The sequence below is a fragment of the Gordonia sp. UCD-TK1 genome (genome assembly GCF_001691435.1).
GTDB lineage: Bacteria > Actinomycetota > Actinomycetes > Mycobacteriales > Mycobacteriaceae > Gordonia > Gordonia hongkongensis.
The window spans coordinates 69,965-90,020 of sequence record NZ_LZMP01000015.1; the positions used below are offsets into that span (position 1 = coordinate 69,965).

22 protein-coding genes are annotated in these 20,056 nt (G+C 64.3%); 7 read left to right on the top strand and 15 right to left on the bottom strand.

Annotated features, from left to right (window positions below):
* Positions 1–25: 25 nt before the first annotated feature.
* The gene (locus A9310_RS25580) at positions 26–220 is read right to left on the bottom strand and encodes a hypothetical protein (protein WP_139104586.1); all 195 of its coding nucleotides are present in this window, start codon (positions 218–220) and stop codon (positions 26–28) included.
* 289 nt (positions 221–509) lie between these two features.
* On the opposite strand from A9310_RS25580, the gene A9310_RS25885 reads away from it, so the two are divergent.
* Entirely contained in the window at positions 510–671 is a 162-nt protein-coding gene (locus A9310_RS25885) for a hypothetical protein (RefSeq protein WP_175401120.1), read from the top strand.
* A 22-nt stretch (positions 672–693) separates the two neighbouring features.
* Here the strand turns inward: A9310_RS25885 and A9310_RS10775 are convergent, their stop codons facing one another.
* The 4 genes from A9310_RS10775 to A9310_RS10790 form a co-directional block, all read right to left on the bottom strand.
* Positions 694–1,620 carry a DUF4192 domain-containing protein gene (locus A9310_RS10775; protein ID WP_065630608.1) on the bottom strand — a complete coding sequence of 309 codons (927 nt, stop codon included), beginning with the start codon at positions 1,618–1,620 and terminating at the stop codon, positions 694–696.
* Between the two features lie 584 nt (positions 1,621–2,204).
* A complete protein-coding gene (istB, locus tag A9310_RS10780; RefSeq protein WP_005202502.1) occupies positions 2,205–3,074 on the bottom strand; it encodes an IS21-like element helper ATPase IstB in 870 nt (289 codons plus the stop codon).
* On the bottom strand, positions 3,071–4,420 hold the full coding sequence (locus A9310_RS10785; protein ID WP_005202509.1) for a DDE-type integrase/transposase/recombinase: 1,350 nt from the start codon (positions 4,418–4,420) through the stop codon (positions 3,071–3,073). The genes istB and A9310_RS10785 overlap by 4 nt, the downstream gene beginning before the upstream one ends.
* A gap of 106 nt (positions 4,421–4,526) precedes the next feature.
* Entirely contained in the window at positions 4,527–5,003 is a 477-nt protein-coding gene (locus A9310_RS10790; RefSeq protein ID WP_065630609.1) for a PaaI family thioesterase, read from the bottom strand.
* Between the two features lie 108 nt (positions 5,004–5,111).
* Between A9310_RS10790 and A9310_RS10795 the strand changes: the two genes are divergently transcribed.
* Both A9310_RS10795 and A9310_RS10800 read left to right on the top strand, forming a co-directional pair.
* Positions 5,112–5,720, top strand: a complete 609-nt coding sequence (locus tag A9310_RS10795) for a TetR/AcrR family transcriptional regulator (protein WP_065630631.1) — start codon at positions 5,112–5,114, stop codon at positions 5,718–5,720.
* Positions 5,721–5,811: 91 nt separating this feature from the next.
* A complete protein-coding gene (locus A9310_RS10800) occupies positions 5,812–8,874 on the top strand; it encodes an RND family transporter (RefSeq protein ID WP_065630610.1) in 3,063 nt (1,020 codons plus the stop codon).
* A gap of 304 nt (positions 8,875–9,178) precedes the next feature.
* On the opposite strand, the gene A9310_RS10805 is transcribed toward A9310_RS10800, so the two are convergent.
* Positions 9,179–10,393 (bottom strand): IS110 family transposase, encoded by a 1,215-nt coding sequence (locus A9310_RS10805; RefSeq protein ID WP_065630611.1) that lies wholly within the window; start codon positions 10,391–10,393, stop codon positions 9,179–9,181.
* Positions 10,394–10,767: 374 nt separating this feature from the next.
* On the opposite strand from A9310_RS10805, the gene A9310_RS25585 reads away from it, so the two are divergent.
* The gene (locus A9310_RS25585; RefSeq protein ID WP_139104587.1) at positions 10,768–11,631 is read left to right on the top strand and encodes a hypothetical protein; all 864 of its coding nucleotides are present in this window, start codon (positions 10,768–10,770) and stop codon (positions 11,629–11,631) included.
* 133 nt (positions 11,632–11,764) lie between these two features.
* Here the strand turns inward: A9310_RS25585 and A9310_RS10810 are convergent, their stop codons facing one another.
* The 9 genes from A9310_RS10810 to A9310_RS10850 all read right to left on the bottom strand — a co-directional run bounded on the left by A9310_RS10810 (position 11,765) and on the right by A9310_RS10850 (position 18,102).
* Positions 11,765–12,022 (bottom strand): hypothetical protein, encoded by a 258-nt coding sequence (locus A9310_RS10810; protein ID WP_065630612.1) that lies wholly within the window; start codon positions 12,020–12,022, stop codon positions 11,765–11,767.
* Between the two features lie 401 nt (positions 12,023–12,423).
* On the bottom strand, positions 12,424–12,750 hold the full coding sequence (locus tag A9310_RS10815) for a hypothetical protein (RefSeq protein WP_065630613.1): 327 nt from the start codon (positions 12,748–12,750) through the stop codon (positions 12,424–12,426).
* A 452-nt stretch (positions 12,751–13,202) separates the two neighbouring features.
* The gene (locus A9310_RS10820) at positions 13,203–13,568 is read right to left on the bottom strand and encodes a hypothetical protein (protein ID WP_065630614.1); all 366 of its coding nucleotides are present in this window, start codon (positions 13,566–13,568) and stop codon (positions 13,203–13,205) included.
* A 361-nt stretch (positions 13,569–13,929) separates the two neighbouring features.
* Positions 13,930–14,286, bottom strand: coding sequence for a hypothetical protein (locus A9310_RS10825; RefSeq protein ID WP_065630615.1), 357 nt, complete (start codon positions 14,284–14,286; stop codon positions 13,930–13,932).
* An 88-nt stretch (positions 14,287–14,374) separates the two neighbouring features.
* The gene (locus A9310_RS10830) at positions 14,375–15,955 is read right to left on the bottom strand and encodes a ParB/RepB/Spo0J family partition protein (protein ID WP_065630616.1); all 1,581 of its coding nucleotides are present in this window, start codon (positions 15,953–15,955) and stop codon (positions 14,375–14,377) included.
* Between the two features lie 96 nt (positions 15,956–16,051).
* On the bottom strand, positions 16,052–16,330 hold the full coding sequence (locus tag A9310_RS10835; RefSeq protein ID WP_065630617.1) for a hypothetical protein: 279 nt from the start codon (positions 16,328–16,330) through the stop codon (positions 16,052–16,054).
* A 28-nt stretch (positions 16,331–16,358) separates the two neighbouring features.
* On the bottom strand, positions 16,359–16,586 hold the full coding sequence (locus A9310_RS10840; protein ID WP_065630618.1) for a hypothetical protein: 228 nt from the start codon (positions 16,584–16,586) through the stop codon (positions 16,359–16,361).
* Positions 16,587–17,089: 503 nt separating this feature from the next.
* A complete protein-coding gene (locus A9310_RS10845; protein ID WP_065630619.1) occupies positions 17,090–17,428 on the bottom strand; it encodes a hypothetical protein in 339 nt (112 codons plus the stop codon).
* A 332-nt stretch (positions 17,429–17,760) separates the two neighbouring features.
* Positions 17,761–18,102 carry a hypothetical protein gene (locus A9310_RS10850; protein WP_065630620.1) on the bottom strand — a complete coding sequence of 114 codons (342 nt, stop codon included), beginning with the start codon at positions 18,100–18,102 and terminating at the stop codon, positions 17,761–17,763.
* 233 nt (positions 18,103–18,335) lie between these two features.
* Between A9310_RS10850 and A9310_RS10855 the strand changes: the two genes are divergently transcribed.
* The 3 genes from A9310_RS10855 to A9310_RS10865 all read left to right on the top strand — a co-directional run bounded on the left by A9310_RS10855 (position 18,336) and on the right by A9310_RS10865 (position 19,656).
* Positions 18,336–18,542, top strand: coding sequence for a helix-turn-helix transcriptional regulator (locus A9310_RS10855; RefSeq protein ID WP_254661231.1), 207 nt, complete (start codon positions 18,336–18,338; stop codon positions 18,540–18,542).
* A 142-nt stretch (positions 18,543–18,684) separates the two neighbouring features.
* Positions 18,685–19,116, top strand: coding sequence for a hypothetical protein (locus A9310_RS10860; RefSeq protein WP_139104588.1), 432 nt, complete (start codon positions 18,685–18,687; stop codon positions 19,114–19,116).
* A 147-nt stretch (positions 19,117–19,263) separates the two neighbouring features.
* A complete protein-coding gene (locus tag A9310_RS10865) occupies positions 19,264–19,656 on the top strand; it encodes a hypothetical protein (protein WP_139104589.1) in 393 nt (130 codons plus the stop codon).
* Positions 19,657–20,056: the final 400 nt, after the last annotated feature.

Below are 20,056 nucleotides of genomic sequence, written 5' to 3' on the forward strand. Positions count from 1 at the left end.
GTGTGCTCCTTGGGTGTCGGGTCGGTCAGTGGGTGTGGAGGTCGCGGCGGGCGGCGGCGCGGTCCTGGCGGTTGGCTTGGCGCTTGGCGGCGCGGATGAGGTGGCGGTTCTGGTGGGCGCGGCTGGCGCGGGTGAAGACGTCGCGCTGGGTGCCGTTGCGGGTCTGGCGGGCCATCGGGGTTCCTCTCTGCGGGCGGCTGGTTTGTTTGACACCTGCCATCTCGTCGCCGGCGGGAGGTCGGTGCAAGGGTGTTCACAGCGACAAAAGTTGTCCGGGGCGCAGCCCTGAAACCCGTAGGGCGGGCCAGTTTTTCGCGGCCCTTGTCGCCGGGCCGACCAGAGGTACGAGAATGGAAGGGGGCAACAAACCCCCGTCGTGTCCGGCGCAGCCGGACACAGATACCGAGTCCGGCCGAAGGCCGGTCCGCGTAGGTCGCCGGGCGCCAGCTCGGCGCAACAGGGCTGTTCGGCGTAGCCGTTCGGCTGTGGTGGCCGTTACCGTGGTGGGTATGTCTGAGGTGGAGCGCGCGTTGGCTGATCTGTGGGTGCCGCTGGTGTCTGAGGTGGAAGCGGTCGCCGAGGGCCGGGCGGTGTCGGGTCCTGACGCGCCGCGAACCGATCTGTGGTGGCGGCAGGCGATGCCGCCGGGGGTGGAGGCTCAGATCCTCTGACCTGAGCCTCCGACCCACCGCGCTACACGTCGTTGGGGGTGGGGAAGTGCCCGCCGAACAGTTCGTCGACGGTCTCGGCGGCGGGGATCATGCCGGCCAGGCGGTCGGGGTGCGTCCCTGCCTGTAGCGACTGGTTGAGCAGCTTCGCGAGGCTGGGCAGCACGTCGGTTTCGGCGATGTGGTCGAAGATGATTCCGGCCATAGCGCCGTTGCCGCTGATGTAGTGGCAGGCGGCGGCGAGGGTGAGCACGTTCGCACGGTCCCGGCCTCGGAGCGGGCGGGCGAGTTCGGTGAACACTGCGGCGGCAGAGCGCGGGTCGTAGGCGGCGGTGCGCAGAAACGCATCCCGATAGACGGGGTGCCCGCCGATCATGGCGGCGACCTGGGCGGACAACTCACGCGGCACCTCGGTGGGCCAGTGCACCATGGCCGACACGACGGCCTTGGCGGCAAGGTCGGGTTGCAGCTCGACGCCGTCGGTGGTGATGGGCTCGGTGGTGGCCAGGGTGTCGCGCACGGCGTCGCGGGTCGCGACGATGGGTGCCCCTGCGGCTACTCGGGCGGCGCTGGCGAAGCTGTCGCGGTAGTCGCCGCTGACGCCCATCTCCCCGGCGATCAGGTCGTGGTAGACGGCGGGCTGGTCACAACGGGCGATAAGGATACGGTGGTCGGTCTCGATGCCGTAGCGAACGAGGGTGTCGCCCATCGTGCCGGCCGCTGCGTCTGCAACCTCGATGTTCTCGGAGATCGCGACGACGGAGGCAGAGGGGATGTTGTTGGTGCGCAGAGCTTCGGCGATGATCCCGGCAGCAACGGCGGTCTCGGCAATATTGTGGCGGGCGGTGACAGCCAGCTCGGCGCCGATGACGACGATCGACTCGGCGGGGACGAATCCGAGCAGGCCGGGGATCGCGGCGATGAGGGCTTCGGTGGTGAGTGTGCGGTGCATGGTCGCTCCTTTGAGTGTGCGGGATCGCTTTGCTACCGGAGGACTCTGACTGGAGGTCACCGACACCAAGGAGGGAAGCGACATTGTTTTCGGGGCGCTTGCGCCCTGCAACCGCTTGCGGCGAAAAGAATTTCGCGCCTTGGTGGCGGGGGCTGGAAGTCATAGGCTCGGAGGTGCAAAGCGATCCGGGACCACGCTTTTCACAGCGCGGCGTAGCCGCTTCCGATCAGGTGTCGGCGTAGCCGGCAGTCTCGTGCCGTACTGCCGTACAGCCAGCAGTGAGGCTCGACGCGACCACACCGGACGCACGGGGCAGTCGGGGATCTCAATGCGAGAACGCAACATCGACCCCGGCTAGGACAAGCTAAGCGCTCGGTTCACGGGGAGGGTGGTAAGACGCTGCGAATGGGTTAGATACGTCTCGCCCTCAGGGTTTGATGCAGCCTTGCTGTCTCGGGCAACACCAGATGCAGGCGCGGTTACGGCCTTCTAGTCGGCTTGAAGGAATCGAGTAATCAGGTCTGACGAGGCTCAAGAAAGTTCCCCAGGTGTGCTCACTGAAATTCCCCACCCGTGGGCGGTTTCTACTGTAGCGACCTTCTGGTGGGTGCGGTGGCGGTGCGCTGGCTGTGGGTGCGGGCGTGATGGTCACGAAGCCGGTAGGAGTCGCCGTCGAGTTTGAGCACGACGGAGCGATGCAGCAGCCGGTCGAGCATGGCTGCGGCGACGGTGGTGTCACCGAGCACTTCGCCCCATTCGGCGACGGACCTGTTGGTGGTGATGACGATGGATGTTTTCAAATATCGTTGCGCCACAACCTGAAACAAGGCTGAAGCGGCTTCGGCCGGCAATGGGAGGTAGCCGAGCTCGTCGATGACGAGCAAGGTGGGTCCGGCGAAGAATCGCATGCAGGTGGCCCAACGTCCTTCGATCGCGGCTTTGTGGCAGCGTGCGGCCAGGTCGGCGGCGGTGGTCACATAGGTGCGATAGCCGGCGTGGACCGCGGCGTTCGCAAGCCCGACCGCCAGATGCGTCTTGCCCGTACCCGGCGGGCCGATGAGCAGCACGTTCGTCGACGATTCGAGGTAGGCACACGTCCCGAGTTCGCGGATCAGCGCCCGGTCCACGCCGGGCGCGGCGTCGTAGTCGAAGCCGTCCAACGTGGCCGGGGTGGGCAGGCACGCGAACCGCAACCGCCCGGCAAGCCGTCGGGCTTCGGTGGCATCGACCTCGATGCCCAGCAGGTGCTCGAGAGTCTGGGTCATCGACCACTCGTGCTCGCTGGCGGCCGCCAAGACTTGGGGCAGGGCTTCGGCTGCGGCGTCGAGTTTGAGGACGGCGAGATGTCCGCGTAGTTGCTGGTAGACCGAGATCGCTGATTGTGACTGTGGCCCAACACTATTCGAAGAGTCCAGCCCAGCATTGTCGGTGTCGGTGTTGGTGTTGGTGGTCATGGGAGGTGGGTCCTGTTCTGTGCGGCGCGTTCGTACACGCTCATGTCGATGATCGATGCCTGCGGGCCGGTATCGTCGGTGTTGGTTGTGTTGTGGCGCAGTGTGTTTGCGGCGTCTCGGGCGGCCTGGCCGGGTGGGATACGTTCTTTGCGGCGATGCGGCCGACGGCTGCTGGAGGCGCCGGCTTTGGCCAGGGTCTCCAGCGCGACGACATGCCCGTGATCACGCACTTGGGCGCCCGACCCGGGCGTGGCGAGGCGGTGCCGCGCGATCACGATGCCCGAATCGGTGGCGATGTCGATGTGTCCGTCCCCGAGCCGCTCGCTCACGGTGACTTCACTCATCGCCACCTCCGGCGGCACCGAGTACTGGTTGCCGCGCCACGCCACCAGCGCCTGGCGCGATACCGTGCGCATCTCGGTGAGCGTGGCCGGATACGGAGCCGCTGGTGGGGCGCTGAGCGGTTCGCGAGCGGCCACCGTGATCACACTCGCCCGACCATCAGAGGTCGGGCGCATCCGTGCATCCGAGCGGGTGCGGCAGAAGGTGTCGCAGCTGGTTTGCGCTTGTTCGGGTGTCGTCTCGTCGGGAAGGGTGCGCCACCAGCGTTGTGCAGCAGTGTGATTGGACTTCTCCACCACACCCTTGCGATTGCCTCTGCGAGGTGGGCACACATCGACCGAGACCCCGTAATACTTGGCCACGCCAGCGAACTCGGCGGTCAACGCGCCGGTCGACGGGTGGCAAACCGTCGCCATCCGGTCAAATCGCCACGACTTGGTGACCCCGCCGAGTCGGCGGGTGATGCGGTCGATCCCGGCGATCACCTGCGGGCGAGTCATATCCGGCGCCAGGTAGCCCCGCCATTTGCCGGAATGCGCCAACGACCCGACAAGCAGGAATGCTGTTGAACCCCAACCCCATTCGTCCGGCGGGTTCGGTAACTCCACCCAATCCCATTGCGTCTCCTCACCCGGCGGATGCTCGATGACCGCGTTCGCCCGCTCCGTCACCAGGGCGCACGCCTCACATGTCGGACGCAGGCCACGTTGCCGGATCTGGCGGGTCAATGTCGGATAGGACTGGGTGTAGCCGAGGTCCTCGAGTTCGTCGCACAACGTCCGTGACCACAGATGTGGGTCCTCAACCAGACGCGCGGTGACGTAGGCCAGGAACGGCTCGAACGGATCCGCCGCCGACTTCTTACGCTCGCCCGGGCTGCGCTCACCGTTGAGGTAGGCGCGAATGGTTTTCCTGTCGTGCCCGGTGTGGCGGGCGATCGCCGAGATCGTCCACCCCCGTTTGTGTAGTGCATGTACTTCCACATCGTTCTCCCGTGTCAACATGAAAGCGGGCCTCCCGAGATAGTTGGTGAGTGGTCAGAGACCATCAGCATCACGGGAGGCCCGCCTACTCTGGCGGTGCCACACGGGTGGGGAATTCAGATGAGCATCACTGGGGAATTTCGATGAGCGCCGTCAGGTCTGTGGCGGCGTCCGGGTCTCCGTGGTTCTGAAAGTGACTTAAATCAACTTTTACGAACACGGCGTTCGCGGTGAAATACGCTGTCTCGCCTACTGTGCCGACCGCTTTGATGGAGAGTGCCCGAGCGGTGTCATCGACGACCGTGGCGACGAGGTGCACGGGTGTGTGCAGTGGCACTGGGTGTCGGTACTCGACGGTGAGTGTTCGAGTGACTGCAGGTGTGCGGGCGATCCACAGGGTGAATCCCATGATGTCGTCGCAGGCTGCTGAGATGGCACCGCCATGGGCTAGGCCGGGTGCTCCTGATTGGCGTTCGTCGAAGGTTAGATCAGCGTAGACGTGGTCGTCATGCCTGTATACCTCGAGCTGGAGTCCGCTGGGGTTGTCGCTGCCACATCCCATACATGATGGCGAGTGCGCTGGTAGCCGCTGATCGAAGCTCATTGGGTGGTCCTCTCTGCGGTCCTCGTTCGGTGTTCGAGCACTCGCAGTTTCGTTCTGTTACCGACGGTATCGTTTGTGCTGTTGGTCTGGAGCGGGAAGTGGGCAAGGGTGGAGATCGCCGATATCGATGATGTGGACCCGAGGCGGGTTCGCTCGCGGGCGCGGTTGTTGGACGCCGCCGCGACCCTGCTCAGCAGCGGTGGGGTCGAAGCGGTCACCGTGGAGGCTGTAACCCGGCTATCTCGCGTAGCCCGCACCACGCTGTATCGACATTTTGAGAGCACCACTGACCTGGTGGCAGCAGCCTTCGAGCGGTTGTTGCCTCAGGTGGACAACCCTGAAACCTCGCAATCGATTCGCGATGACCTGGTCAAATTGATGCAACGCCAGGCTGCCCTCATCGAACAGGCTCCGTTGCAGTTGACCACACTGGCTTGGTTGGCAATGGTTCCCAAGCAACCTGGCGAAGAACCAAACACACTGGCGCCGTTGCGGATGCGCGTAGTCAACCAGTACCGAGAACCCTTCGATCGAGTGTTGACAAGTAGCGCGGCCGCCGCTGAACTCGACGATCCGGACTTGACCATGGCGATCACTCAGCTGGCAGGCCCTCTGGTCTTCGCCAAGCTCACCGGGATTCGCGCGATGGATGTCGCTGATCTCGAGCGCCTCGTCGATGACTTTCTTGCGGCGCACAGGCGGCGCCCGCCTACATAGCCTCACCGCCTTCCACTTTTACGCTACAACTTGTAGCGTAGCGCTACCGATGGTTCCGCTGTGGGCCAGATGAGTTGGTGAGGTACTGCGTATGGTGGTCCATCGTCCCGATGACAAGCGCTTGGCGAGGCGGCCGTTGGTCGAGCGCAGCGAGTACAGCTCCACGTTGGGACGAATCGCGCGGTTCACTTTGACGCACACGTCCCTGGTCATCGGGGTGTGGATAGCTGTCGGGGTGGTGTTGGCGGTGCTGTTTCCTCAGTTGGAGACGGTGGTGCGGCAGCAATCGGTAGATCCGATCCCTGCAGGGGTTCCGTCCTTTCAAGCTCTTGATCAAATGGGTGGCGCTTTCGGGGAAAAGGGCGCTAAGACCACTGTCTTCGTGACCATGGAGAACCCGAATGGGCTTACAGAGGTCACGCGAGAGCGATACGACGCGTTGGTCGTACAGCTCCGTGAAAATTTTGACGATGTGCAATCGGTTCGTGACTTGCTGTCGGATCCGATCACTGCCCGCCAGGCGTTGAGTGAGGATGGCAAGGCCTGGTATTTGCCCGTCGGGGTCTCGGGGACCCTGGGCGGTCCGGCGGCGACTCATGCGGTGGAAACCGTCCGCGAAACCGCACGCCGGGTGTTTGAAGATACTGGTACCGCGGTTCATGTCACCGGACCCGCAGCCACGTTCAGTGATCAGATCGTGAGTGCCGAGAGCGACCTGGTCGTGATCACTTTGGCCACAGTCGCGCTGATCGCCCTGATCTTGCTGGTGGTGTACCGATCGCTGTTCACAGCAGTGGTGCCGTTGCTGGTGATTGGTGTCAGCCTTGGGGTGGGCCGCGGCGTCTTGTCCGCACTAGGTGAGCTCGGAATGCCGGTGTCTCAGTTCACCGTCGCGTTCATGACGGTCATTCTGCTCGGGGCCGGGGTGGACTACTCAGTCTTTTTCATCAGCCGCTATCACGAGCGGTTGCGCCAAGGCGCGCCTACCGCGGATGCTCTTGTGGACGCTACAGCGACGATCGGACGGGTCATCTTGGCCTCGGCGGCGACGGTGGCACTGGCATTCCTGGCTATGGCGTTCGGCGAACTGAGCGTCTTTTCCACCTTGGGTCCGGCCTGCGCGATCGCGATCCTCATCGGGTTCCTCGCCACTGTCACCTTGCTGCCGCCGGTGCTGCAGTGGGCAGCCCGCTTCGGTTGGGGCAACCCCCGACGAGACCTCACGCGCAAGTACTGGAATCGCGTGGCGGTGCTTGTCGTCCGCCGCCCAGTCCCCCTTCTCGCTATAACGATGGTGGGGCTGATCGTGCTGAGCATGATCGCGATGGGTATCCGCATCACCTATGACGACCGACAGGGCCAACCCGCGACGACCGACAGCAACCAGGGATATGCGCTGCTTGACCGCCATTTCCCCACAGATGTGACGGTTGCTGAGTTTCTTGTGGTGGATGCGCCGATCGACCTACGCACCGCCAGCGGACTTGCCGACCTCGAGCAGATGGCTTCGCGGGTATCCCAAATTCCCGGGGTGACTCGCGTCATCGGCGTCACCCGTCCCACCGGTGACAAACTCGAACAGGCCGAGCTGTCGTGGCAGAACGGTCAGATCGGGGACCAGGTGGCAGGCGCCGTCGCAGACGGCCAGCAACGAAAAGGCGACCTCGAGCAGTTGCGCTCCGGTGCCAACCAGCTCGCCGACGGGCTGGCCCAACTCGACACCCAGCTACGCCTCAACCTGACGCCACTCGCCGGTATCCTCACCCAAGCAAGCACCGCCGGTCAACAAATCCAGCAGTACCAACCACTCCTGCGCCAGCTCGCCGCGTCCGCGCCCGCACTCGACCGCGCCTCACAGAACGCCCCACAACTTGCCGCCCTGACCCGCCAAACATCCGCGGCGCTGGCAACAGTGACCTCAATCCTACCCCTCCTCGACTCAGCGCCCTGGTGCGCCCAAGTCCCCCAGTGCGCAAACCTGCGCGCACAGATTCGCGACCTCAACGCCACACTAGGGAGTGGACTGCTCGACCAGATCACCACCCTGTCAACACAACTCGCACAACTAGACACACCCCTCACGACGGTCACCGACCAACTCACCGCAACCGTCAACTCCCTCGACTCCACCCTGAGCACCATCAACAACCAAGACCTGCCCGCTAAGATCACTCAACTCCAAACTGGCGTGAGTCAGCTCGCCGCAGGATCACGACAACTCGCCGACGGCGTGTCCGCGCTGATCGACAGCAACCTTCAGCAACTAGCCGGGATGGCCACCCTAGCCACGCAACTCCAAACCTCCGCCCGCGAAACCGCCGGAACAGACTCCGCGACCGGCTTCTACCTGCCACCTCAAGCCAACGCAGACCGCCGCTTTGTCGATGTCGCTCGCCAATTCGTCTCGCCCGACGGCCATACCGTGCGCTACGCAATACAAACCAGCTTCGACCCCTACAGCACCGAAGCCATACAACTGACCAATACCATCACCGATGTTGCAAACGCCGCCAGACCGAACACCACCCTGGAGGACTCCCACATCGCAATCGCCGGATTCCCCGCCATCAACGCCGACCTGCAACGCCTACTCGCCGACGACTTTCGACTCCTGGCACTGGCAACCCTCATCATCGTCGGCCTGATCCTAATCCTTCTCCTCCGAGCACTCATCGCACCGCTGTATCTCCTAGGAACCGTCGTCCTTAACTACACCGCGGCACTGGGCATCGGCGTCCTAATCTTCCAACACATCCTCAAAACCGAGATCGCCTGGCCTGTACCGCTATTGGCTTTCATAGTCCTCGTCGCCGTCGGCGCAGACTACAACATGCTGCTCATCTCTCGCCTACGCGAGGAATCCCAGAACAACATACGAATCGGCGTTCTACGAACCGTCACCAACACCGGATCGGTCATCACCTCGGCCGGCCTCATCTTCGCTGCTAGCATGTTCGGCCTCATGGCTGGCTCGATCTCCATCATGACCCAAGTTGGACTGATCATCGGTATCGGACTACTGCTCGACACCTTCATAGTGCGCACCATCGTCGTGCCGGCTATCGCGACACTACTGGGCAAAACCAGCTGGTGGCCGAACAACGAAACCGCCCCAGCCAGAACCATTCCGAAACGGAGCAGAAACCAGGTGTAGACCACCTACCGTCACGCAATGGCGGCCGCGCAAAGACCCACCAGCCGCCGAACAAGTGCGATGAGGGCAGGCAAGAGCGAGCGCCTCAAGCGGAGATTGAGCGCTGGTAAAGCGACCAAATTGGTACATCCTCGCCGATGACGCCCACCAGGTGTGGGCACGGCGGCATCGCGCATTGACGCCGAGCAACTACCTGCACTCGTTGCCCAGCTGCGCTCGCGATGGGCGGCACGCGCTCGCGGCTTGCCCTTCGATTAGCCGAATGCGAGCGGCGTCTGAAGTTCTCCGGCTCGGGCGCTGACCTCTAGGCGGCTGTTGGCTCGGACACTGCCGAAACGGAGCCCGGAGACGGACGCCAGGTCCGATTATCGCGGATCAACGCCCACACAACGTCAACGAGCCGTCGAGCGAGTGCGATGAGAGCGTGGATGTGGGAACGCTTCTCGCCCCGTTTGCGCCGGTAAAACTCGCGCGATGGTCCCTCGCGCTGGGAGCTGTTGAGTGCGGCCATGAAGAACACCTTCCGCAGCCCTCGGTGGTAGCGCTGGGGTCTACGCAAGGTGCCGCGCCGGTTTCCGGAGTGGTGCGGTACTGGAGCAAGACCGGCGTAGGCGGCGAGTTTGGCGGCCGAGCCAAACGAGGCGGGATCACCACCGGTGATCGCGACGAGCTCAGCTCCACTTCGGGTTCCGATGCCAGGCACGGATTCGAGAATCGGTGCCAAGCGATGACGATGGAACACCTCAGCTATCTGCTTCTCAACGTCGTTGATCTGGCGCGTGAGCGCGATCAGCGAAGCCGCCGACTGTTGTACCAGCAGTGCCGTGGTTGCCTCGCCAGGCAAAGCGACAGTCTGCGCGGCCGCCGCGGCACGCGCCTTGCTGATCATCTTCGGAATAGTCGGTCGGCGCACGCCGTGACCTCGTAAGTGGTCATAGATCTCCTCGTCGGAGGCCACAGCAATCGCCGACGGTGTCGCGAACCGGGTGAGGAACGCCAGACCGGTCAGTGTCGAGTAATCGAAACACCGTTCCAGGGCAGGGAAAATACGGGTCAGCAGGCCACGTAGGCGGTTGATCCCTCGCGTGCGCTCGGTCACCAGGTCACTGCGGTGCCCGGTCAACAGATCGAGTTCGATCGCGACGTCGTCGGGCACCGAGACTATCGCGAGGTCGCCACGTAGGCGGGCTGTCTGGGCGATCACTACCGCGTCGCGGGCATCGGTCTTGCCCTCGCCCACGAACGCGCTGGTCATGCTGTGCACGACCCGGCCGGGCACATAACGGACGTGCTGGCGCTGGGCAGCCAGCACGCCCCGCAGCAGTGCTGACTCGGGCGCGGTCATGTCGATCGCCCACACCACCGTCTCGACACCAGCGACCCGATCGACCAGCGCCTCAATCGCAGGCTGATCATTGGGGAGCCGCCGAGACCACAGCACCGATCCCGCCTCATCAACCGCGGCGGCGTGGTGCGCGTGTCGACCGACATCTATTCCTACCCAGACTGTTTCGTCCATACTGCCCCTTCCGTATACGTCTGGCTCGTCAGGGTGTTTCGCCGGGCACACCTTTACACAGCGACACGTTCGCGAACACATCTCAATCAGCGGCCGAAACGACCCGTCACGGCCCGGGGTGACCTTCCACGCCAAGCCACCAAGGGCAACGGGTGATTGTCGAGCCACGCCCCGAGCCGCGGACGAGCGTCCGAGGCGACCGCCCCGGACGTACTCCAACGTAAAGGTGATTGTGCGGGAGCGACGCGGGTCCGGGAGGGCTTGGTGTCGCGGCAGCACTGAGCATCGCGAAACAAGATTGGAACCTCTACCGCGAGATTCGAGATAGGATCTAGGAATCTTGCCTTGTGCGGCGACGGGGAGGACCTGAGTTAATGGCGCTTGATGTTTCGTGCGTATCGGAAGAAGTTCCATGGAGTATCATTACTTCTGCGGCAACCAATTCATCTCTTGCAGCCGTTCTCGCCGGCCTTCTGATCGCGACAATCGCAGTATTGTATGTGGAAAACAAATATGAAGGACACACAATAGCCCTATTCTCGGCGGGTGTTGTTGTGCTAGCCCTAGACAGTTATCTATTTAGTCATCTTACGGGCATCAAGCCGTACGGTACGTCTGACGAACGGATAGCAGCGGCGTGTGAGCGTGCGTGGTTACAGGCCGCACCTGCGAGTGGAATGTTGGCTGTAGGCGCTGTGGCTTTGACTTGCGGATTGGCCTGGATGATGGCCTCCTACGTCGTGAAGTGGGCTAACGACCCCTCCATGAATCTGAACGATCCGTTCTTGGCTCAATTGGGAACACGGCTCGTCCGGTTTGTGATCTTCATCGTCACGCTACTTCTGGCATCGACGAGCGTGCAGAGCCTCGGTGTTGTGTGGCCCTCCCTGCCGACAGCGGTTGCGGTCGTCATCGGGATTGTCGATGTGTCGGTCGTAGTGGGATTTTCTTTCTTCTATTCGATCCGGCCAAGACGCGACCTTTCTGCTGCGATTCAGCACTCCAACTTATCGACTAGCCCTCCGGTGACGCTTGATATAACGACTAGGTATCTGCGTAAGTCGACACTCCACGCCGCCCTATTTGCACTACTTGGTCCATTCTTTGCTGGCTCCCTCGCACTTTATACGGATTGGCTGACGTGGGACTGGGCAGGAGGGTTGTCAGTTCTGGTAGTCGGTCTTTTTTATCCCGGGTACATTTCGGTGCTGATGAGTCGGGCGTTACCTTCGATCTGATCGGCTCGGTCTGCGTACTTCACGTCTGCTGGCGGTATTACTCAATGCCGTGCCACGTAGAGAACACCGCACGAACTCCAAGCCCCCCGGGGGCCCAGGCTCCAGCGGGCGGGCCTGGCCCCCGGCACGGCCGTCAGGCCGTGCCGTAGATGGGGGTGGTGGTGAGGATGAGGCATTCGCGGTTATCGTCGTCGGCGACGATGATGGCGTGGCCGTTGGTGAGTAGTTCGGCGAGTCCGAGCGCCCACTCCGACATTTTGAGGTCGAGCAGGTTGGCGATGTCGATGAGTGCCGGCGGGTTGTCTGGGCTGGCGCTGTCGAGGATGTTGGTGGCTCGGATGATCTCGCGGGCCGCCGGGGTGACGTTGATGTTGGTGATGGTCCAGGCCATGGTGACTCCTTCGATTGGGTTCGCAGGGTTGCGAACGTCGGAGTTGGTGGGACCGGGCGGGGTGGGCTGTCAACCCCGTAGAACCCGTGTGCGCCGGAGGCCAGTTCGGTTGCGAGCGTGGCGAGTACGGGTTACCGGGCTGGTCGGAGCGTGTGGGCGTAGCGTAGTGGAGAACACGCGGCAGCGTGCGGGTGTGGGTTGACAGGTCGGGTCCCGGGTCGGTCACGCTTGGTCGACGTGCGCGCTGCTGTGGTGACCACCGGCCCGAATGGGTGCCGGCGCAGCCGGCAGGACTTCGGTGCGGGTCTTAGCGGCCCGTGCTCGGCCGGGCACGACTTCTGGTGCGGTTGAGACTGGTCCCGCCGCCCGAGGGGTGCTCGGGCGGCGGGTATCGGGGCCGGTTACTGCTTGGTGAGGGTGTAGCCGAGGGTGTCGGCGAGCATGGCTAGCAGTTGGCGGCCGTCGGGGAGGTGGGCTGCGGCCATGCGGGCTGCGACCCGTTCGCATTCGGCCTGGTCGGCGCATTCGCAGTTCTCGCCCATTGGGTAGTCGAGGTCGGAGTCGAGGCGGTAGCCGTCGAGGGTGCTGGGGTCGATGACCCAGCGGTCGCGGCCCTCGGGGTCGCGCATCAGGTAGACCTTGACCGATTCCTCGATGTAGTGGGCTCGGGGATCGGGGTCGGTGGTGTTGTCCTGGCGGTGGTACTTGAGGTCGGTGTCGTCGATCATGATGTGGTCCTCTCGGTTGTGGTCCGGCCGGTGTGGCGGACGTCGAAGACCTGTGCTGACCGGCGGGGGTGGGCTGTCAACCCCGAAGAGGCAGGCGCGCCGGAAACCACTTTCGTCGTAGGAGCGTAGCGAGTGAAAGTGGTTGGAGCGCACGGGCGTAGCGCAGCGGAGAACGGGCGGTAGCCGCCTGGTGTGGGTTGACAGCTCGGGGGTCCCCGTCGGTCACACTTGGTCGACGTGCGCGCGCAATATGGTGACCACCCACCTGAGTGGGGTTGTTCCTCTGGTGGTCGGTGCGGAGCGCAGCGGAGTCGCCGGCCACCAGGAATGGTGAGGTGCGGCCAGGCCGATCCGTCGAGTAGTCGAGTAGTCGAGTAGTCGAGTAGTCGAGTAGTCGAGTTTGGCACGGTCGGGCTGGGGCCGCCGTGGTGGCGACCCCGGCCCGCTGCCGGTTAGGCGATCCAGTACCCGGGGGTGATCTGGGTTTCGAGGCCGCCGAGCTTGGCGGCGAAGGCGGCGGCGTCGACGAGGATCGGCCAGGGCTCGGTGAGTACTTGCTGCCAGTTGGCCCAGTCGGTGCCGTCGATCGTGGCGGCCAGCGTCGGGTGGCGGTCGGCCGCGATCATCGCGGCGAGCTCGACGGCGGCCTTGCCCCGTCGGGCTGTGGTGTGGCCGGCGGCGATGATGCGGAGGCCGGCTTCGTGGATGGGGTCGGAGACCTCGGGCTGGGTGGCGGCGAGGTCGGCGGCGGCCCAGAGGATGTGGGCGGGGCTGCCTAGTGCCTCGGCGGTGTGGACGGTGTGGGCGATGTAATCCATGAGGAGTCCTCTCGGTTGTGGTCCGGGGCCGGTGTGGCGGACGTCGAAGACCTGTGCTGACCTGCGGGGGTGGGCTGTCAACCCCGAAGAGGCAGGCGCGCCGGAGACCACTTTCGTCGTAGGAGCGTAGCGAGTGAAAGTGGTTGGAGCGCACGGGCGTAGCGCAGCGGAGAACGGGCGGTAGCCGCCTGGTGTGGGTTGACAGCTCGGGGGTCCCCGTCGGTCACACTTGGTCGACGTGCGCGCGCAATTGGTGACCACCCACCTGAGTCGGATCTCTCCCGGGTCGGGGGCGTAGCGCAGCGAAGCCCCTGGGCCGGGACAACGCGGTGCGGCCGCCAGGTCGCTCCGATGAGGCCGGTCAGCCGGCGACTTCGCGGCAGGTCCGGCATTCCCAGCGCTGGTTGATGAGGATGCAAGTCCGACGTTCCTCGCACAGCCAGCAGATCTGTCCACGCTTCTCGGCGTGACCGGCCTGGATGGCGACTCGTTGCTCGGCGGCCGCCGTACGCATCTGCTCCTGGGCGCGGTAGGCCAGGGCGACGTCGCGATCGCGGGCGGATTGGGCGTCGGCGGTCATCGGCTCGCCGCCGGGGTTGTGGCGCAGGAAGGTTCCGAGGTCGCGGCGGCACCGTCCGCAGGGGTGGCCTTGGGTGTCGGTGGGGTTCGCGCACCCGGGGAGGGCGCAGCGGGGGAATAGTTCGCCGGTGATGGTCACGGTGTCGCCTCGAGGGTTCTGGTCTGAGTGGGGGAGGGCAGGCGGTGGGCCGCGACCGTGAAGGGTCGCGGCCCACCGCGTAGTGGGTCTAGTCGAGCGGCACGTCGGCGGCGTCGGTGTCCCCGGCGATGACCTTCTCGACCTCGGAGAGGGTGTAGCCGGTCACCTCGACGAGGAAGTGCAGGTAGTCGGCGCGAGCCGCGACCTGGTTGCTGCCGAGGTAGTGGCTGTCACTGACGTTGCGCCAGGCGTCTTTCCACATGTGCGCTTCGCGGGACGCGAGCGCGATGCCGAGTCCGACGATCTGGGCGCGGTCGGCGGTGGTGGCCTGCTCGATCAGTTCGGCGGGGTCGCCGCCGAGGATCGTCGCCGCGATTTCGGCGGCGTTGCCCTGCATGCTGTTCGCGCCGAACATGTCGTGATGAGCGCGCATCGACGTCGCGATGAACTTCGCGACCATCGGGGCGCTGCCCTTGGGCAGGGTCTTGCGGGCCAGCCACGTGGTCAGCTTCTCGAGCCGCACCTCGCGGGCGGTGAGGCTGGCGGAGTTGAGGACCCGCACGCGGCGGCGTTCCTGCTTCTGGGCCTCCTTCTCGTCGTCGCTGAGGCCGGCGGTGCTGGTGTTGCCGGGGGCGCTGTAGCTGTAGGGACGCTCGGTGAATCCGAGGTCGTCGTTGCGCAGGACGTACCAGGTGGTTTCGACCTCGCGGGTGACGTTGCGGGTGAGGGTGCGCGGGTCACGCAGTCCCTCGGACGGTTCGACATCGTCGTCGAACACGTCGTCGTCGAGCGACCAGTCGATGGTGTCCTCGGCGACCGCGTTGCCCTCGGCGTCGGTCCACGATTCGGTCTCGTCGGCCCAGACGTAGGCCACGCGGTGGTCGACCGGCACCTCCTCGATGGTCGCTGCCTTACCGGCGGCGGTCAGCAGACGGTCAAGCTTGATGGTCTCGTTGCAGAGGGGCTGGCGGGTCACAGCCGCGATCCCCTCGGCGGCGTAGGCGGCGACCTGGGCCAGCAGGGCGGGCCGCTCGTCGGCATCGGCCAGGGCCTTGGCCTGGTACTCGAACCGTCCGGTGCTCGCGGCGTTGAGTAGCCACTGTTGCGCCTCGGGGTCGTGGTCGTAGGCCGCGACGGTCGCGGACTGCTCCAACGTCAGCCCTGCACCCCGCTCGATCAGGTCCAGAGCAGTCGCGGACTTCGCGACCGCCAGGGTGTCGTCGACGTCCTTCTTCTTCGTGCGGGTGGCCTTGGCGATCTTGGTCGCCGACATCCCGGCCAGGGCGAGTTGTTCGATCGCGGCCACGCGATCGCGGGTGCGGAGTCCTTCGCGCTCGAAACTGGCCAGCTGCTCCACGATTCGCTCGATGGTGAGTGCTTTGTCGTCGGCGTCGGTGGCGACTGGGATCACGTACACCGGCACGGTGGCGAGCGCGTTCTTACGCGCCGCCAGCGTGCGGCGCTGCCCGTCGCGCACCCGGACCTCACCGTCGACCTCGACAGCGAGGATCGGCTGACGCACGCCGTCGCGGATCGAGTCCACAAACTCGCCGGTGAGGGTCGCTTCGGCCTCGGTGCGGATGTTGGTGTCGATGACCAGATCGGCCGGGTTGAGGTGGCGCAGCTCGCCCGTCGCAGTGACGGCCTCGTTGGTGGTGTTGCTCGTCATGGGGTTTCTCCCTTACTGTGGTGGTGAAACCCCGGCCAGCCTCTTACTGGCCGGGTTTTCTGTTGTCCGCGTGCCGATTGCGACGCGGAAGCCCTTCTAGAGGTCGCCGAACTCTTCCCAGTGGGCGATCGCGTCGGCGGTGGCGTCGGTGGGGGACAGGTCGTCGTCGTATGCCTCGCGCCAACCGAAATCGGGTAGGTCGCGGTGGCCGAATCCCTCGGTTCGTGTGCGGATGACTCGGTCCACTTCGTACAGCCAGACAGCGAACTCACGGTCACCGTCGGCCTCGGTAAGGCGGTTCGGCTCATGCTCGGCGATCAGGTCGGCGGCGGTGTCGACCTTGGCGGGGTCTTTGGTGGCGATCCAGGCGTTCATGTGGGGTGTCCTTTCGAGGGGTGTGCGGCTAGTTGTGGAATGTGCGGCTCGGGCCGAGTTGGTCGAGTCCGCATCCTTCGCAGGGCCATTGCCCAGGCGGGTCGATGTCGTCGGCGGGCACGAGGTAGCCGGTCTTGGCCATGACGGTCAGGACCCTGGCGGTGCTGTCGGTGCCGAGAGCGGTCAGGTCTGTGTAGGCGACGGCGACCGCGCAGCTGGTGCACAGCTGGTAGGCGGTGGTGGTGGCGCTGGCCATGGTGACCCCTCCCGTTGTGAGTGCTGGTTTGCGTTTGCACTGGCCATCTCTTTGCCGGAGGGAGTGGGCGGCAAGGGTGTTCACAGTGAAAAAGTCATCCGGGGCGCAGCCCTGAAACCCGTAGGGCGGATTAGTTTTTCACGGCCCTTGCTGGCCGCGACTGGAGGTAAGAGAATGCGGCAGGGCAACGCAAACCGACTCAGCCCGAAGGGCTTCACTGTGCGGCGTAGCCGCTCCGATCAGGTGACGGCGCAGCCGGCAGACAGGATCGTGACCCACTGCGGTCGGCGATCTCGCGTCCGGAGCGCGGGCACACCGCCGCACCCGCGGTGATCGCGGGTAGCTCAGATCTTCGCTTCCCCACTAGCCGCCCATTTGGGAGGTCCGGCGACATGACGCCGGACGGGCCTGGTGTCAGGACAGGATGCTGAACAGGTCTGATTCCGCCCCTCGAGGACCGGGCGCCCAGCTCGAACCGTGGGTGCCCGGCCGTCGTCGAGGGGTTATCCGTAGATCACCTCGCCGTAGATGCCGGCTTGGGCGATGACGTCGGCGGCGATGGCGTCGACATCGCCGGCGTCGTTGCTGCGGTTCGCCGCTCGGATGAGGTTCCGTAGGTAGTCGGAGACCGCTACCGAGCCGTCGGCGACGGCGTTGATTCCGCGGGCGATCGTGTCGAGGGTGATCTCGTGTACTGCGTCTTCGAGGTCTTCGATGACGGCGCGTTGGGTGGTGCTCCACCGGTATTCGATGCAGGTCGACCAGTAGCCGATGCCGCCTTCGAGAGCGCAGACGTAGATGTCGGTGAGGAACTGGGTGCGGGCGGCGGTGCGAGTGGTCATGGTGACTCCTTCCGATTGCGCGACCCGGTGTCGCGTCCCACTCTGGGGACACGGTGAGGGTGGCCGGTCAACCCCGCAGAGCGCAGCGTGGGTTGAGGGGGCGGGCCCCCGGCGTGTCACAATGAAAGGACGTGTGACAGAACTACTTTCACCGAATCTTGGTCAGAGAGGTTGGTTCTGTGCGGCGTAGGCCGCTCCGAGTTGTGCACCGAGCTGGTCGGCGATAGCGGCCAGGTACACATTCCCCGCGGCACGGCCGCCCCGTCGCCGACAGTGGGTAAAGCAACGGCGTCGGCACCGCTGAGCTTGCCGTCATGGAGTCAGGTCTGCCGTCAGGGGATGGATTCGATGTCCGGCGGGCCGGAGGGCCGCCGGCGGTTGCTAAGGGCGCGGCGTAGCTCGGCCCAGAATCCGAACAGCCCGAGGATCAAGACGTTGACGACGGTGCAGAAGATCGCCATGAGAGTGATCAGGGTTACGTCGCCGGCCTGGTACTGGCCGGAGGCGATCGTGAGGGCCGCGCCGGTCACAAGGGCGACGGTCGAGGCCGCCGGGAGCGCGGCCGCGAGCAGACGCACCCCTCGGCGACGGTGTGGGTATGCCGAGTTGGCGACAGCCAGGGCGAGGACTCCGGCCAATTGCAAGGCGACGGCGAAATACAGGAAGGACCACACGGCTGACCCCTTTCGTAGGTCGGTGTCGTTCAATTTGGGTCATTGTTGCAGCTGCGGCCGACAGACTGCCGCGTTGAGTTGCCGCTGAACAGCTTCTGCGACCAGCGCCCGAACCGGTGGGATGCGGCGTGCGCCGGCCTCGGCGATGAGTGTGGTGATGCGGTCGAGCAGGTTGTCGCGGTAGGCGTCGGTGATGGTTTTAGTCTACATACGTGTGGGATATAGTCAACACCGTGGAGAGACTTCAGGAGCTGGGCAAGCGTGTGCGCGACGCGCGAACCAGCTGCGGTCAGACGCAGGCCGAGGTGGCCAAAGCTGTTGGCGTGCACCGAACCCACCTGTCGGCGATCGAGGCCGGGCGCGAAAACATCACCATCGGAACGCTCTACCGAATGGCCGATCACTTCGGCATCCCTGCATCGCACCTACTGCCTGACTAATTCAGCCAGACTTGTCGGACCTTCGTGAGAAGTTGGCTGCGAATCGCGGTACTCATCACGCATCGGCGACTGACAGGCCGCACCGCCACCGAAACTGAGACGCCACGATCGCGTGGCCATACCGTGAGAGAGGAATGAACGCATGAATCAAGCGGTAGCGGCCGGATTCGTGTGGCAGATCCTGCTCCTGAGCGGTCTCGTCTATTGGTCGAGATTTGGCTTGGCAGCAGTCATCGACGCCGCAACACAACCTGTTCGGGCGGTGCGCTGGCAGCCGCACCCCGAGCTCGGACCTACACCGCCGCCCGCCCGGTTCAAGTGGATCATCGGACTCGTCGGCGTGGCCACGCTGCCCGTCGGCGTGGTTATCGGTGGCCTCTGCGCGCTCTGGCGGATCACCGCTGGCTCGTGGCCGTCCGCCGGCTTCGTCGGGGCAGGCTGGACACTGGCCGTCCTCGGTTGGCTTATATTGCTGATGGTCGGCGAGATGTCGATCGCCAAAGAGCTCGGGCCAGGCCGCACCATTCGTGCAGCCCTGCACCGCCATCGCCACCGGAGCCTCCTCGGTTCGTGACCGAACAAGCTTACGTCATCAACCGCTGAGAGTCGTTCTCCCCCAGCATCATTCAACTGGTAATGGGACGTGTTGAAGTAGGACGAGTAGCTGGTGCAGCGGCGATAAGTCCGCTCAGCCACTTCGAGGGAATGTAGATTGCAGACCATGCCTACACTGCCGCCAAACAGTCAGAATCTCTTGGTTCGGGTCGCATCGAACGCGCACGACGATGCATGGGCGAACCTCGTTGTGGAAGTCGGCAGATTGTCTGGCGATACCAGCTTCGAGGTCGTCGACGACCCTCAATTCGATGGATTCTCCGCTGATGACCTCGAAGAGCTCTTGGTCGATAGCGACAACACCTACGCCTTCGTAGCCGACGACGAAACGTTCACCCATGACGAGCATCCGCTACTGGCAATCTCAAGCTTCGGCGACACCCTGCGGGTAGTCCCGGCGCTACTGTCTGGCGTGGCAGACAACCTCGCCATTGCCAACCTTTCACTCGCCGACTACCGGAGCGCGGCAGACCGCGATGGCATCTTGCGGACGTTCTAGCACGACTACCTGTTCTAGAGCTAGTCTGCGCCCAAATACGTTGCCTCGCATCTGTTTTTACTCATGCCAGTTAAGTGCCGATAACGTATGTTATGACATTTCAAAAGAGTAATGTTGCAGCAGATGCAGTCGAACCCTCCTCCTTTGCAACGTTCAGATTCTTATCGGTCTGGGCGCCTGACCTGCTCTGATGTGGGTTCAGACGGTCTATTGTGAGTGCGAACGCCGAATCGAAGCTGCAGTTTGCGCAGGGACCTGTCATACGAGCAGGGCTGAGCGACTTGATGATTGACACCGACCCTGCAATAGATGCATGATATGAGCATCTAATGCACCCAGCCTGGAGATGATGCCGCGTGACGGTCGACGACTCTGGGCGCTTGGTGCTGGTGCCGGGCGT

What these genes read in the sequence shown, in the direction of transcription:
- A9310_RS10865 (WP_139104589.1), top strand. Translation starts at nt 19,264, where the DNA reads ATGCCTACACTGCCGCCAAACAGTCAGAATCTCTTGGTTCGGGTCGCA.
- A9310_RS10790 (WP_065630609.1), bottom strand. Translation starts at nt 5,003, where the DNA reads ATGAGCTTCGATCAGCGGCTACCAGCGCACTCGCCATCATGTATGGGA.
- A9310_RS10800 (WP_065630610.1), top strand. Translation starts at nt 5,812, where the DNA reads ATGGTGGTCCATCGTCCCGATGACAAGCGCTTGGCGAGGCGGCCGTTG.
- A9310_RS10805 (WP_065630611.1), bottom strand. Translation starts at nt 10,393, where the DNA reads ATGGACGAAACAGTCTGGGTAGGAATAGATGTCGGTCGACACGCGCAC.
- A9310_RS10815 (WP_065630613.1), bottom strand. Translation starts at nt 12,750, where the DNA reads ATGATCGACGACACCGACCTCAAGTACCACCGCCAGGACAACACCACC.
- A9310_RS25580 (WP_139104586.1), bottom strand. Translation starts at nt 220, where the DNA reads ATGGCAGGTGTCAAACAAACCAGCCGCCCGCAGAGAGGAACCCCGATG.
- A9310_RS10785 (WP_005202509.1), bottom strand. Translation starts at nt 4,420, where the DNA reads ATGTTGACACGGGAGAACGATGTGGAAGTACATGCACTACACAAACGG.
- A9310_RS25885 (WP_175401120.1), top strand. Translation starts at nt 510, where the DNA reads ATGTCTGAGGTGGAGCGCGCGTTGGCTGATCTGTGGGTGCCGCTGGTG.
- A9310_RS10775 (WP_065630608.1), bottom strand. Translation starts at nt 1,620, where the DNA reads ATGCACCGCACACTCACCACCGAAGCCCTCATCGCCGCGATCCCCGGC.
- A9310_RS10860 (WP_139104588.1), top strand. Translation starts at nt 18,685, where the DNA reads ATGAATCAAGCGGTAGCGGCCGGATTCGTGTGGCAGATCCTGCTCCTG.
- A9310_RS25585 (WP_139104587.1), top strand. Translation starts at nt 10,768, where the DNA reads ATGGCGCTTGATGTTTCGTGCGTATCGGAAGAAGTTCCATGGAGTATC.
- A9310_RS10845 (WP_065630619.1), bottom strand. Translation starts at nt 17,428, where the DNA reads ATGACCACTCGCACCGCCGCCCGCACCCAGTTCCTCACCGACATCTAC.
- A9310_RS10820 (WP_065630614.1), bottom strand. Translation starts at nt 13,568, where the DNA reads ATGGATTACATCGCCCACACCGTCCACACCGCCGAGGCACTAGGCAGC.
- A9310_RS10830 (WP_065630616.1), bottom strand. Translation starts at nt 15,955, where the DNA reads ATGACGAGCAACACCACCAACGAGGCCGTCACTGCGACGGGCGAGCTG.
- istB (WP_005202502.1), bottom strand. Translation starts at nt 3,074, where the DNA reads ATGACCACCAACACCAACACCGACACCGACAATGCTGGGCTGGACTCT.
- A9310_RS10840 (WP_065630618.1), bottom strand. Translation starts at nt 16,586, where the DNA reads ATGGCCAGCGCCACCACCACCGCCTACCAGCTGTGCACCAGCTGCGCG.
- A9310_RS10810 (WP_065630612.1), bottom strand. Translation starts at nt 12,022, where the DNA reads ATGGCCTGGACCATCACCAACATCAACGTCACCCCGGCGGCCCGCGAG.
- A9310_RS10835 (WP_065630617.1), bottom strand. Translation starts at nt 16,330, where the DNA reads ATGAACGCCTGGATCGCCACCAAAGACCCCGCCAAGGTCGACACCGCC.